General features: G+C 51.3%; 8 protein-coding genes. 7 read left to right on the top strand and 1 reads right to left on the bottom strand.

Features of this window, described 5'->3' with window-relative positions; all coding sequences use genetic code 11:
* Positions 1–3: 3 nt before the first annotated feature.
* From gndA to ACGG90_RS05430, 6 genes are all read left to right on the top strand, one after another.
* Positions 4–1428, top strand: a complete 1425-nt coding sequence (gene gndA / locus ACGG90_RS05455; protein WP_390406827.1) for an NADP-dependent phosphogluconate dehydrogenase — start codon at positions 4–6, stop codon at positions 1426–1428.
* A 468-nt stretch (positions 1429–1896) separates the two neighbouring features.
* Positions 1897–2583 (top strand): response regulator transcription factor, encoded by a 687-nt coding sequence (locus ACGG90_RS05450; RefSeq protein ID WP_390406826.1) that lies wholly within the window; start codon positions 1897–1899, stop codon positions 2581–2583.
* A gap of 17 nt (positions 2584–2600) precedes the next feature.
* Positions 2601–4154, top strand: coding sequence for a HAMP domain-containing sensor histidine kinase (locus tag ACGG90_RS05445; RefSeq protein ID WP_390406823.1), 1554 nt, complete (start codon positions 2601–2603; stop codon positions 4152–4154).
* Positions 4155–5261: 1107 nt separating this feature from the next.
* Positions 5262–9227 (top strand): YhgE/Pip family protein, encoded by a 3966-nt coding sequence (locus tag ACGG90_RS05440; RefSeq protein WP_390406820.1) that lies wholly within the window; start codon positions 5262–5264, stop codon positions 9225–9227.
* A gap of 50 nt (positions 9228–9277) precedes the next feature.
* Positions 9278–9733: a MarR family winged helix-turn-helix transcriptional regulator gene (locus tag ACGG90_RS05435; RefSeq protein WP_390406818.1), complete on the top strand. Its 456-nt coding sequence runs from the start codon at positions 9278–9280 to the stop codon at positions 9731–9733.
* A gap of 154 nt (positions 9734–9887) precedes the next feature.
* Positions 9888–10850 carry a hypothetical protein gene (locus ACGG90_RS05430; protein ID WP_390406816.1) on the top strand — a complete coding sequence of 321 codons (963 nt, stop codon included), beginning with the start codon at positions 9888–9890 and terminating at the stop codon, positions 10848–10850.
* Between the two features lie 219 nt (positions 10851–11069).
* Here ACGG90_RS05430 and ACGG90_RS05425 read toward each other — a convergent pair whose 3' ends face one another.
* A complete protein-coding gene (locus ACGG90_RS05425) occupies positions 11070–13136 on the bottom strand; it encodes an Orn/Lys/Arg family decarboxylase (protein ID WP_390406813.1) in 2067 nt (688 codons plus the stop codon).
* A gap of 177 nt (positions 13137–13313) precedes the next feature.
* Between ACGG90_RS05425 and ACGG90_RS05420 the strand changes: the two genes are divergently transcribed.
* A complete protein-coding gene (locus ACGG90_RS05420; protein WP_390406811.1) occupies positions 13314–14771 on the top strand; it encodes an APC family permease in 1458 nt (485 codons plus the stop codon).
* The last annotated feature ends 44 nt before the right edge of the window (positions 14772–14815 follow it).

Here is a 14815-nt window from a genome sequence, read left to right as displayed (position 1 = left end):
TGAATGGATAAACCAACAATTGGCGTCATCGGCATGGCCGTGATGGGCAAAAACCTGGCGTTGAACATCGAAAGTCGCGGTTATACGGTGGCCATCTACAACCGTACCGGCAGCAAGACTGAAGCAGTGGCCAAAGACCACGCGGATAAGAAGCTCGTGCCAAGTTACACGATCGAAGACTTCGTGGCATCTTTGGAGAAGCCGCGCCGGATCATTCTGATGGTCAAAGCCGGTGCCGGCACTGATGCGGTTATCAGCCAACTGTTGCCGCTGCTGGACAAAGGCGACGTGCTGATCGACGGTGGGAACACGAACTTCCATGACACCCGTCGGCGCAACAAAGACTTGGCCGATTCCGGCATCAACTTCATCGGCATGGGCGTTTCCGGTGGCGAACTCGGTGCCTTACAAGGCCCGTCTTTGATGCCAGGCGGCCAGCGTGAAGCATACGACCTCGTTGCGCCGATTTTGGAGCAGATCTCAGCCAAGGCTGAAGAAGACGGCGCGCCTTGTGTGGCCTACATCGGCCCAGATGGTGCCGGCCATTATGTCAAAATGGTCCACAACGGCATCGAATATGGCGATATGGAATTGATCGCTGAAGCTTACAACTTGCTGCGCAACTTTGTGGGCTTGGATATGCAAGAAATCGCCGATGTCTTTGCTGACTGGTCCAAAGGCGAATTGCATTCTTATTTGATCGACATCACCGCCGAGATCTTGACGCGCAAAGATGACTTAGGTTCCGACAAGCCGATTGTGGACGTAATCTTGGATCGCGCCGGCAACAAGGGGACTGGCAAGTGGAGCACCCAATCCGCTGCTGAACTCGGTGTCCCACAATCTGTGATCACCGAATCCTTATATGCACGCTACATTTCCGCCATGAAAGACGAACGTGTGGCCGCTTCTAAAGTCTTGCCAAAGCCAGTAGGCAATGTGGCTGCCGGTGACAAGAAAGAAGCCATCGAAATGATCCGCAAAGCCTTGTACTTCTCCAAGGTCATGAGCTATGCCCAAGGCTTCGAGCAGATGCGCGTGGCTTCTGAGCATTACAACTGGGATCTTAACTACGGTCAAATCGCATCGATTTGGCGCGCCGGCTGCATCATCCGCGCGGTGTTCTTGCAAAACATCACCAGCGCCTTTGAGAAAGACCCAGCATTGAAGAACTTGCTGTTGGATGACTACTTCTTGAACATCACCAAGAACTATCAAGAAGCCGTCCGCGACTTGGTTGGCTTGGCGGCCAAAGCCGGGGTGCCAGTGCCAGGCTTCATGGGTGCGATTTCTTATTACGATTCTTATCGTTCAGAAGTCTTGCCTGCCAACATGATCCAAGCCCAACGCGATTACTTTGGGGCGCATACTTACGAACGGACCGATCGTCCCGGGATCTTCCATTATACGTGGTATGAAGAACAATAAGCTTATGCATTGAAAACAGCGGCACTTGCCTGTGACCTCGCAATTTTGGGTCATTGGCAAGCGCCGCTGTTTTTTTGGCGAAGAACGCGCCGTTTTGCAAGCAGCTTAACCCCTTAAGATGGTAACGATCACCATGATCACGAGCGTCATTAGCTGATTAAATCGCATCCAGCACAAGCCGCGGTGACTCCAATTGCGCTGGTACTAAATTGGAATATACCAAAGAGAATCTGATGGTGCAATGATTAACTTTACCAATAAAAGGTATATACCAATGAGACCTGCCATGATTTTGTCAGCTGGTGGCGCTTACGTTAGTTAAGAATACCTGTGATAGTCAATCAATATAAACTGTGATACAATAGCGAGAGCAACCTTTTGCATGAGAAAAAAACGATGGCTGGCCCTTAGATAATGAGAGTTTCATCAGAGTCGGGTCAACCGTGATAATGACAAAGGAGTCTAATCATGAGCCGTATTTTAATAATTGAAGATGAGAAAAACCTTGCCCGCTTCGTTGAATTGGAACTTAAGCATGAAGGGTATGACACTGCGGTGCACTTTAACGGGCGCACAGGCCTGGATGCCGCATTGAACGAAGATTGGGACGCGATCTTGCTGGACTTGATGCTGCCGGAATTAAACGGCTTGGAAGTTTGCCGGCGCGTGCGTCAATCCAAGAACACGCCGATCATCATGATGACCGCCCGCGATTCAGTGATCGATCGTGTTTCCGGTTTGGATCATGGGGCCGATGACTACATCGTGAAGCCTTTTGCCATCGAAGAATTGTTGGCACGATTGCGCGCTTTGTTGCGCCGCATCAGTATCGAAGGCGAACATAATGCTGCGAAGCAAACCACGCTGGCGTATCGCGATTTGACCATCGAGAAGGAAAACCGCGTTGTGCGGCGCGGCGATGATATCATCGAATTGACCAAGCGCGAATACGAATTGTTATTGACGCTGATGGAAAACATCAACGTCGTCTTAGCGCGTGATGTATTGTTGTCCAAAGTTTGGGGCTACAATTCTGACGTGGAAACCAACGTCGTGGATGTGTACGTCCGTTATATCCGCAACAAGATCGACCGGGCCGGCGAGCCTAGCTATATCCAAACCGTGCGGGGAACCGGTTATGTCATGCGCTCTTAATGTTGAGCGGTAGGGCCATGGCGAAAAGGCGCCTGTCGCTTGCAATCAAGTGGACGGCAGTCGTCGGGGTTGGCATTTTCGTCACGTTTCTTGTGTTCTCTTTCGTGCTGTATGGCGCGATGGGGCGGATTTTGCGCACGCAAGAACAAAGCACGATGAGCGACACGCTCAATGCGGTGGAACAGCGATTATCCCCGATCGCAACTGATCTCACCGTCGATAATGTCAAACCCTTGTTAGAAATCGATGCCAGTGACTACCAAACCACCGTCGGTACTGGTGTGTCTTTAGTCGGCGGCAGTGATGAATCGGTATTTGCCGATTCGGTCATTCAGAAACTTTCCCGCTCAGACGTCAGCTTGGCGGTATACACCAAAGACGGCAAGCTGGTGTACAGCACGCGCAATCTCGATGAACCGTTGCGCAAAACCAGCACCACCAAATATCAAATGGTGACCAACAACGACTTCAACGGCATGCTGATCAGTGCCCCGGTGACGTCTAAAACCAGCGGCAAAATGCTGGGATATGTGCAGATCACCGATCGCATGAGTGCCGTGCATGCCACCATGCGCCGCGTGTTGAACATGATTTTTGTATTGTCCGGCATTGCGCTTCTGGTGTCGTTAGTGATCGGCTTCTTCTTGTCACGGCGCTTCTTGCGCCCGATCAGGCGCATCACCAGCACGATCAACGTGATCAACGAAGAGCCGCAATCCAGTGTCCGGATCCCGGAATTGAAGCAAAATGATGAACTCGGTGATTTAGTCAATGAATTCAACGGCATGCTGGATCGGATTCAGCGCTTCATCGATCAACAAAGCGACTTTGTCCAAGATGTGTCCCATGAATTGCGCACGCCAGTGGCAATTCTGGAAGGCCATTTGCAACTGCTGAATCGCTGGGGTAAAGACGATCCGGAAGTCTTAGACGAATCGCTTGATGCCAGTTTGCAAGAAGTCACCCGCATGAAATCACTGATCCAAGAAATGCTTGATTTGACTCGAGCAGATCAAGTTGATGTGCAATTTCCCAATGCCGTGTTAGACGTCAAGCAAGTGGTAGAACAAGTTGTTAATGATTTTCGGATGATCCATCCGGACTTCGTGTTCACCTTGGACAGCGATTTGTCCGGTCCGGTTTATGTCCACATGTATCGCAACCATTTGGAACAATGTCTCATTATCTTGCTGGACAACGCAGTGAAGTATTCTCAAGACCGCAAAGAGGTCCATGTTTCTGCGTCGACCAACACCGATGGCGCGCAAATTGCCGTGCAAGACTTCGGTGAAGGCTTGTCCAATGAAGACCGCGATCGCGTCTTCAACCGTTTCTATCGTGTGGACAAGGCCCGCAGTCGCGAAAAAGGCGGCAACGGCTTAGGCTTGTCCATTGCCCAACAGCTGGTAGAAAGCTATCACGGGACCATTACGGTTGATTCCGCGCTAGGTCATGGGTCAAGTTTCCGCATCGACTTGCCGACGATTTCAGCGGCCGAAGCCAAGCGCCTTGAAGCTTTGGCGGAGAAATTGCAACCGACTAACCCGATGGATCAATATCCGCAAGCATAAACTGCAGTTTGATACCGCTGATTCACGATTGAGACCAATCGTCAATCAGCGGCCTTTTTTGTACCCAAAGCGCATTTAGCGGTGGAGATAAGATGGGGTGACAGTTGGGCGATTCATGCCCAATTAGCGTCACAGCTTATCTCACGCCGCTTTGCATTGCGCAGTAAAGGCCCGGACAGGCGTTGCTGCGGTGCACGGGGCCAAGCGTCGGCGCAGGCGGTGCGGCCGGTTCCAACCGCGCAAAGGGGCGCGCGTTTTCCACCTAATTTCCGAGCCAGGCGCTCGCTGCGCTCACTTGCCCGTCTCTGAAATTGCCGCGATCAGTACCACAAGCCAAGCACGACCCGCTTGGCTTGTGGTGCTGATCGTTTCACGGCCTGACCGACGCTTGGCCCCGTGCACCTCCGCAATGCCTGTCCTTCCGTAGTCGAATCAGTAAAGTGTTTCACGTGGCGACCAATTGCATGATCCTCAGTTTATGTGGTGATATAACGGGTTAAGACGAAGATGAATCACTGCTGCAGGGTACCGTTTACGAGCGATTAGCTGATATCGTGTGACGTTCAAGTGTGAGTCAACACACCTCAGTGATTATGCGAAAGCAAAATTGTGGGCACTTGGCAGAGAAAATGAGGTATGAGTTTCACAGTGCTCAGACAAGTCGTGCTTCTGCGTTCAAGGTCAACGCAAGCTGACTCGAATCTGGACAACTGCTAGTGCGATGTTTAAGCGGCGTGAGGCACGTTATCAACGATTTGTAACCGATCGGATGACTTACGCAATCGCTTTGCTTTGCGCAGCTCGGCGAAGAAACCAAAGCGGTGCAAAGCGCATTTAGCGGTGGAGATAAGATGGGATGACAGTTGGGCGGTTCATGCCCAATTGGCGTCACAGCATATCTCACGCGCTTTGCTTTGCGCAGCTCGACGAAGACCCTCAACTCAGTTTTGCGAATATCATGTCGATAAATATGCAAAATCCCGCCAATTTCTTGACTTTCTTTTAAAAAAGTCGCATATTAATCGTTATGTTAACGGCATTGACATTGCATCCCATGAGTAACTTAGGGGATATTACAAATGCCGAATATTAAGGAGTTGACGGAAAGTGTTTAAGTGGGTCAAGCGGGAGCTGCAATCGATCAACCACCACAAAGGGTTGATGTGGGCGATGGTGGCCATTATTCTGATCCCATTCATTTACTCGTTTTGTTTCTTGACGAGTGCATGGGACCCGTATGGGAACACTGGGAAAATCCCAGTGGCGGTGGTGAATCTGGATCAGCCAGCAACATTGTCTGGCAAAACGATTCATGCCGGCGCTGATACGATCGCTCAGCTGCATGATAACGATCAGCTGGAATGGCATTTTGTTTCAGCAGCCAAAGCCAAGCAAGGGATGAAAGATAACCGCTACTATACGGTGGTGACCATCCCCAGAGATTTCTCGGCTGACGCGGCAACGGCTTTGGATGCCCATCCCAAGCAGATGAAGCTTACATATCAGACTAATGGTTCGCTGAATTATGTGTCTGAGATCATCAGCCAAGTGGGCGTTGATAAACTCAACAGCCAAATCAAAGCCCAAGTGACTAACGCCTTTGTGACTGAGCTGTTCAATAAGATCAACCAAATCGGGGGCGGTATGAAGACTGCCGCTGCCGGTGCCAAAACGCTGCAATCAGGCGTTGGCAAGTATACCGACGGCGTCGTGCAAGTTGATAAAGGCATGACGCAGTTGAACGCCAACGTGCCTGCACTGTCAAGCGGTGTCGGTCAATTGGCTGCCGGGGGCACGCAGCTCAATGGCGGCTTGAAGACGTTAAACAACCAGGTGCCGACCTTGACCAACGGCGTCAATGCCTTGGCTGCCGGGGGCACACAGCTCAACAGCGGCTTGAAGACGCTAAACGGCAAGGTGCCGGTATTAGTCAGCGGCGTGAACGCCTTAGCTTTAGGCGGTACCCAGCTGAGTGGCGGCTTGAAGACGTTAAACGGCAAAGTGCCGGTGTTAGTCAGCGGGGTGAACGCCTTGGCTTTAGGCGGTACCCAGCTTAACGGCGGTTTAAAGACCTTGAATGGTCAAGTGCCAGTCTTGATCAGCGGGGTGAACGCCTTAGCAAATGGCGGCACGCAGCTTAACAGCGGCTTGAAGACGCTGAATGGTCAAGTGCCGGTGTTGATCAGCGGGGTGAACGCCTTGGCAGATGGCGGCACACAACTCACCGGCGGCTTAAAGACCTTGAATGGTCAAGTACCGGTGTTGATCAGCGGGGTCAATGCGCTAGCTGATGGCGGTACGCAGTTGAATGGCGGCTTAAAGACCCTCAACAGCCAAGTGCCGGCGTTAACTGATGGCATCAATAGTTTAGCTGATGGCGGCACGCAGCTTAATGGCGGCTTGAAGGATCTTAACGATCAAGTGCCGACTTTAGCCGGTGGCGTTAAGCAATTAGCCGATGGGGTCTTTGCTTACACCGATGGGTCTGATCAAATCGCTTCTGGCATCAGTAAGGTTTACACCAAGACGGTGGCCAACAAGTCTCAGAATTTGATCGACTTGTCAAAAGGCTTAGGGACCTTGAACAGCCAGGTGCCAACGTTAGCCGATGGTGTGCAACAATTAGATCAAGGCATTGCGCAAATCAGCGGCGAAGTCAACGGGCACACTGCCGACACTGATCTCACCAAGAGTGTTGCACAGCTTTCGTCTGGCATGGACCAGTTGTCTGATGGCTTGACGCAAATGCAGAAAGCTTCTGCAGAGCTGCCTGGCGGCGTGAGTCGCTTATCGGCGGCGATGGCCAAGCTGCAGAAAACAGTCACGTCGCAAATCGGGTTATTCAAGACGTTCTATAATGATGCCAAATATCCGGCTGTCAGCAGCATGTTAGGCACCGGCAGTGGTTTTGACACTGAGAAAAAGCAGCTGCAGGCCAACCAAACTGCCGCAGACACCAAGATGCAAGCGGCAATTGATGCCGTCAGCGATCCCAGCCAAAAGGCTGCCTTGCAAGCTGCTTTTGCCGAAGACAAGAAGGCCAGCGGCGCAACGCAAGGCAAGCTCAATACCGCCTACATGGTGTTGAACACGGTTAAATATAATTTGACCACGCAAGATCGCGAAACCACCGAAAATGCGGCCACCCAAGAAAAAGATCCTAAAGGGCTGCTGACGGCGGTGACTGAGCTCAATGCCGGTTTGACTCAAGTCAACTCCGGTGTCAACACCCCGCAAGCGGTGGCTGGCAGCGATGAGAAATTGACCTTTAAACAATCCTTGAGCAAGTTGGTGGATGGGGCCAGTCAGTTGAATACTGGTTTGGAAACCTTAAACGGCAAAGCACCAAAGCTGGCCACCGGCATCGCCCAGTTGCAAACTGGTCTAGATAAACTCAACGACAATGTGCCGGCACTTTCCAGTGGGGTCGGCCAATTAGCCGATGGGGCCAAGACCATTTATAATGGCTCGACAGATCCTACCGGGGTGGCTGAAGATGATTTGACCTTAACCCAAGCATTAACGAAGATGAATGATGGCGCCAAGACGTTGTCAGGCAATTCTGCGGCGTTAAAGAATGGTGCCAGCTCATTGAATGCGGCAGTGCCGGATCTTACTTCTGGGGTCAATCAGCTTTACACTGGCTCTACCAAGCTTTCCAACGGCTTGATCGAACTCAAAGGCAAGACGCCGGCGTTAGCTTCAGGCGTTTCAGAACTCTATACCGGTTCAACCAAGCTTTCCAACGGCTTGATCGAATTGCAAGGCAAGACGCCGGCATTAGCTTCAGGCGTTTCAGAATTGTATACCGGCTCCACCAAGCTTTCTAACGGCTTAATCGAACTCAAAGGCAAGACGCCGGCGTTAGCTTCAGGCGTTTCAGAATTGTATACCGGCTCCACCAAGTTATCTAACGGCTTGATCCAATTGCAAGGCAAGACGCCGGCCTTAGCATCAGGTGTTTTGCAGCTGTATACAGGTTCGACGAAGCTTGCCAATGGCTTGATCGAACTCAAAGGCAACACACCAGCCTTAGCATCAGGTGTTTCGCAGTTGTATGTCGGTTCGATCAAACTTTCCAACGGCTTGGTTGAGCTGCAAGGTAACACCCCAGCGTTGGCTTCTGGGGTCGATCAGTTGTATGTGGGTTCCACCAAGCTTTCCAACGGCCTGACCCAGCTTAAAGGCAAGACGCCAGCGTTGGCTTCTGGGGTCAGTCAGTTGTACACTGGCTCAACCAAGCTGGCTAACGGCTTGACCCAGCTTAACGGCAAAGTGCCAACTTTGGCCAGCGGCGTTAAGCAGCTGAAAGCCGGAACCACGCAGTTAACGGGCAACAACAAGCAGCTTAACGGCGGTACCAAGCAGCTGGCCGACGGTTTATCCGATGGCTATCAACAAGTGGCTGCCACCAAGTTATCTAAGCTCACAGCCAAAATGTTCTCGAATCCTTCTAAAGATGTCCAAACGAAATATACCTCAGTGAAGAATTACGGGGCGGCCTTAGCGCCATATGTACTGGCTTTGGCGTTATTCATTGCCATCATCATCTTCAATTTCGCTTATCCAATGAAGCGCGAAGCTGACGATGATCGCACGCTGCTGGAGTGGTTAGGGGCTAAGTTGTTCGTCGGCTCCGCTGTGGCAGTCGCTGCCGGGTTGATCGAAGCGACGCTGATCTTAGTGGTTGGCTTGCCAGTGGCCCATGTGGCAGGCTTTTATGCGATGACTTTGCTGTTTGCTTTGGCGGCAATGTATCTCACGCAGCTGTTGAATATGGCCTTCAATCGGGTGGGCATTTTCATTGCCTTAGGATTGTTAACGCTAAGCGGTTCCGGCGGCTTGTTCCCGGCTGAAACCATCAGTCCGCTGTATGAAGCCACGCAGAAGTTCTTGCCAATGACTTATGCGATCAGTGGTTATCGCGCCGCCATTACCGGCGGGATCGCCAGTGACACGATTACCGCATCTGTTGGGATCTTAGTGGCGATCGTGGTGTTGAGTATTATCTTGATGCTTCCAGCAACCCGCTTGCAAAGCACGTGGAATCCGGATTACAGTAGCAAGAAATAGTCCAATGTGTTACGCTTACTGCATAGAATAAGCAGTGGGGAGCGATTATTATGGCTGACGGCGATTTGTTAGAAGAATATATCGAAGTGTATTTTAAGGCGTTCAAGTATGTCGGCGACTTGATTTCAGAACCGATGAAAGACGACGGTATCTCATTTGAACAATTTCTGATCATGCGCGATTTGGCCAAAGGCGAAGTCGTGAGTCTGTCTGAAGTCGCCAAAAGCCGAGGCGTGACCCGCGCCGCAATTTCGCGGCAGATCAAGACGCTGTTGGAGAAGGATATGATCACCCAAGAGCGCGATGCAGTTGATCGGCGGCGGATGTACTTGGCCTTAACCGCCCATGGCCAAGAAGTTACCACCCGGGTTAACAAAGTGATCCATCAGCGCTTCAATGCATGGTTTAACACCTTAGGCGAGCATGACGCGCATGAATTGTTGCGCATCATGCGCCGTGTCGGCACGGATATCATCGCCAAAGATCGCGCCCAAGCAGAGAATTAAGCAACTAAAGCACCGGTACCGATTTCACGTCGGTACCGGTTTTTTATATGGTATAGATTAGAATATGGTGTCAAAACATCCATTGCTAGGTAGGATTTGATATACTATACCCTTATGCAACACAAAACTAATTGATTTATTGGGGGAAATATTTGTGAAGACCTATCTCAACCGCGCATGGCAATGGCTGCAGACAGATCCGGGCACGTTATTGGCAATTGTTCTGGTGTTACCATTAGGATTATGGTTAGTGTGGCGTAATCCAAAGTATTCGACAGGCTTTAAACAGGGTTTCACCAGTGTTGGCGCGCTGGTGTGCATGATTGCTGTGATCGCTGGTGTGACGATGCGACAAACCAGCCAGAATTTATCCGCAACAACCAAGCATTATCACACGACCAAGACGCAATTAACTGATACCCAAGCTGAATACGCGGACCTTGATGACACGTATCAAAGTTACACCAAGCGCATGGCGCCATATGAGCAATTAGCAAAAGCCGACGCCGACAAGAAAACGCGTGACGCTGATGCGGCTGCGAAAGTCACTGATTTAATCGAGGCGATTCCAGATGAATATACGCTCACGGTAGATGATAAGCCGAAAGTTCAAGCAGCGCGTCAAGCGTTCAACCGGTTATCCAAGGATCAACAAGCATACGCTGACGAATCTGCGTTGAAGACGCTGGAAACCAAGCTTGCTGACTTGGAGAAAGCCGCTGCTGCCGAAGCTGCTAAGGCCAAGCAAGAAGCTGCCGCGGCTGCCGCGGCTGCCAAACAGCGCGCCCAAGAAGAAGCGCGCGGTTATGACACTGGTATCACTTATGATCAGCTTGCGCGTACCCCAGACAGTTATGAAGGCAAGAAAGTCAAGTTCTCAGGCGAAGTGGTGCAGGTGATGGAAGATGACGGCAGCGTGCAAGTGCGCTTGGCTGTTAACGGCGATTATGATCACATGCTGCTTTGTTCTTGGTCTGATACCGCTGTTAGTTCACGGGTGTTGGAAGATGATCAAATCACGGTTTCTGGCACTTCGCACGGCTTGATCACCTATGAATCGACCATGGGCGGCGATATCACGATTCCGGCGATGAGTGTGGCCAAAGTCGATCAATAAGATACTGCATACATCAAGCTGCCTAGTCATTGGGCAGCTTTTTATTGTGGGCTGAGTTCAACGCGGTGTACCAAAAAAGCCTGACCTGCTGTACAAGCAGTTGGTCAGGCATAAGCAGTTATTTGTTGACAGCAGTGGTTTCTGCACAATCGATGCGAAATTGTTTCACGTGAAACAAGGTATACCAGTTTAACTAAGCACCTGCTGATCGGCACTAAATTAGTGATTTAAGACATGCACCATTGGCGTGCCGTCAGCTGCCGCAGTGACCCCTTGAATCTCCGGGGTAAAGCCTGGAAACTGGGCGACGGCTTCATACAAGGTCTCAAAATAGGCGATGGCTGGCTTTGACCACACTTCACCAGGCACCACCACGAAGATCCCAGGAGGATAAGGCAAGGCGCCTTCAACGGCGACGTGGCCGGCGGCGTCATGCAAAGGCACGCTGGTGTATTGACCACGCATGAAGGCCAAATCAGCTTCGCGCGGGGTCATTCTACGGGTGACTTGATTGCTGCCGGTGAATAAGGCGGCTTGCTTCTGGGCCAAGCGGTGGTCGATAAAAGTATCCGACAGCGCTTGGGCCAACTGGCGCAGCGTCATGTGCGCATAGCGCTCACCAGTTTCTGCCACGAGTTTAGGCAAAGTTTCCGCCACCGTGCGATCGGCAAAATAATCGGCTTCAAACTGTTGCAATACCTTTAACAGTTGCGCCCAATCCGCAGCGCTGGTGCCGGCAGTGACCAGAAATAAGACGGAATTCGGGTCGGCTTTTTCCGGCACGATGTTGTGATCCAGCAAATAGCGATCAACCACCCAGCCTGACACGCCAAGCTCATGGCCAAAAGGCAAGCTGATCGTGACTTTGCCAGGATCAAGATAGGCTTGGCCAGGCTGCAGCCCGTCAAAGCCATGCCAAGCAGCACCAGGATCAAGTGCCCAAGCGTTGGGATCTGATACGGCTTGTGCATTGTCAGTCGCCAACAATTCTGGCGCGTTAAAGGCTTTAAATAACTTCGTGGTTGCAAGTGCGCGGCGGAAATCATTAGCTGCAGCCAAAGCATCTGCCCAGATCTTCTGACCGCGTGCGCCTTGGTTTAAGGCGACATTGGCAGCCAGGCTGGCGTATAGCGGGTAAGAGAAGCTGGTGGTGACGTGCTTTAAGAACGCGTGATTGAATTGTTCATGGGTGATGCGGCGCTTCTGGCCGCGAATGTGTGCGTCTTTCTTGTGGATCTGTGACGTTTGAGCCATGCCGGATTGCTGTTTGTGCACCGATTGGGTCACGATCAAGCCCGGGTCATCAGGACCTAGAGGCACTTGCAGCGGGTCCATTGGTTTCATCGCCGGCAAGAAAGGCTCATAACCGCCCCAAGCCGCATCAAAGGCCATGTAATCACACAACGGCCCGAATTGATGAATTAAAGTTGCTGCGTCAGGCACGATGCCATCGAAAGTTTCCAGTTCAAACACGCCTAGCCGGAACGGCCGCGGCAAGTCGGCTTTTTCTGGTGCCACTTGACGAATCGCTTCACGGATCTGCGCAACGCTGACGTTGCGCAGATCTACTGGCCCGATCAAAGCGTGGTCATTGCGCAGCGTATCCAAGTATACCGGGATTGCGCCATTGGCGACTAAAGCGCCGTTATACGCGGATTTATGGTTATTGCGGTCAAACAACACCAAGTCGCCTGGCGTCAAAGCGGCGCTGGCCACGACGTTGTTGCTGCCGGTGGTGCCATTGGTGACAAAATACGTTTCATCAGCGTGAAACAGCTTGGCCGCAGCTTGTTCGGCAGCCAGCGGCGTGCCGCCATGCGTCAACATGTCGCCTAAAGCCGTCACAACATCTGAAGTGTCGCTGCTGTAAAACATTTGCCCATAAGCTTCATGCAACAAATACCCGGCTGGGCCTAAGTCGTTGTAGCGCCCGGCGTGGTGGCCTGGCGTGGCGAAGCTGATCGGGTCGGCTTGGGCAAAAGCCAACAAATCTTGCACATATGCTGGCACTTGGCGTTGTTCATATGCCGCTGCTGCCGTTTGCAAGGCGGCTTCATCCAAGTGGTCGCTAACGGTCAACGCCGCATAGTCAAGGCTTGGTTTGGCGCCCAGCCAAAATACCGGCAGGTTTAAGCCGCTGGCTGCGATTTGATCAAGCAAGGCTTCATCGCCTGCAGTTAGAACTACGGCTTTAAAGGCGCCGATTGGCAAGCTGGTGAAGACTTTGGGGGATAATGGCGCAAGTTGATCAACGAGTTGTGGTGAACATCCTATTTTCAGTCCCATAAATGGATCCTTTCATACTGTTTTCAAGAATTGGTTTGCTGTATAATCATAAGCGAAATTATGAAACAGGAGGCTGGCTTGTGAACCCAAACAGCGGGTTTTCCGTAAATAAGCCGCCGGTCAATATTATACACGCTTATTGATCGAGGCAATTATTTAACGGAGGAAATTATACTTATGAATGATACAAATGGCTTGGGCTTGGAAGAACAGCCCAAGTACATGCGCTGGCAAGTGTTAGGCTTGTTGGTGTTTGTGACGGTCATCGGCTTTGAGAACATTCTTTATCCCTTCCAGAACCAAGGGCTGTCAGTGGTGTTCTCGTGGATCTTCTTGTTGATCGCCTACATTGTGCCTTATGCGCTGATTTCAGCGCAAATTGGGACGACTTTCACCCACGACGGCGGGGGCTTGGCCACTTGGGTGCGCCACACCACCAATGACACCTTGGGCTACGTGGTGTCTTGGATGTATTGGAGCTCGACTTTGCCATATTTGATCGATGTGGCTAATGCGATCATTGTGGCGTTATCATGGTTGATCTTAGGCGACAACACCTTGGATCATTACATGTCGCCGGTGTGGTTTGGGATCTTTACCTTTGTGGTGATTTTGGTGTTTATCGTGTTGGAGAATTTGTTCTCCCGCTCGATGGAAGTGATGTCTTTGATCGGCGGCGCGGCAATGTTTATCATGGCCATGCTGTTTGTGATCATGGCTTTTGCCGCCTTGGCCAAAGGCGTGCATCCGGCCAGCAACTTGTTTGATCTGAGTGCTTTCAAGCCGCATTTTTCTGTGCATTATTTCTCTACCACAGGGCTTTTGATTTTTGCGACTTCCGGGGCGGAACTTGGGGCGACTTATATTCAACAGATCCGCAACCCGAAGAAAGAATTTCCCAAAGCGATGTGGATGCTGGCGATCATGACCGGCTTCTTGATCATCTTTGGTTCCTTGGCTTTAGGCGTGTATTTCGATGCCAACCATTTGCCTGACGACTTGAAAATGAACGGGTCGTTCTACGCGTTCCAATATCTCGGCCAACAATGGGGCGTGGGCAAGCTGTTCTTGTACATGTTTGCCGGCACGCAATTGGTCTTTATGCTGGCGCAGTTAGCAGTCTTGATCGATGCTGCCAGCCGGGTGCTTTCTGCTGATACCGCGGTGAATTATATGCCAAAGTGGTTATTGGTCAAGAACAAACAAGGCCGGCCGATCCATTCTTATGTGCTGACTGCCGGGATCTGCTTGTTCTTGCTGCTGATGGCAGGGACTTTGCCGGATATCAACACCATTTTCAATTGGCTGTTGAACCTCAACGGCATCGTGTCGCCGTATAAGACGGCCTGGGTATTCGTGGCCTTCTTGGCCTTGCGCGCCCAACAAGACAAATTCACTTCCGGCTACACTTTCATTAAGTCCAAAGGCTTGGCGCTGGCAGTCGGCGGGTGGTGTTTCTTGTTCACCTTCGTGTGTGCCACGATGGGCTTCATGCCGCAAGAAGCCAAGTGGGGGACTGCGGCGTTTGGCCATCAGTTGATGCTCAACGTGATTTCGGTGATCGTGTTGTTTGGGTTAGGCTTTGTGATGCCGATGATCGCGCGGCACGAAAATAAGGCGAAAAAAACATTTTAGATTAAAAACCCGTTGACAAACGATGAGAAAGAGATTATCTTATT

This window comes from Lacticaseibacillus jixiensis (assembly GCF_042847315.1).
GTDB lineage: Bacteria > Bacillota > Bacilli > Lactobacillales > Lactobacillaceae > Lacticaseibacillus > Lacticaseibacillus jixiensis.
The sequence above is the reverse complement of the archived record's forward strand: the minus strand, read 5'-3'. Positions and strand labels throughout refer to the sequence as shown.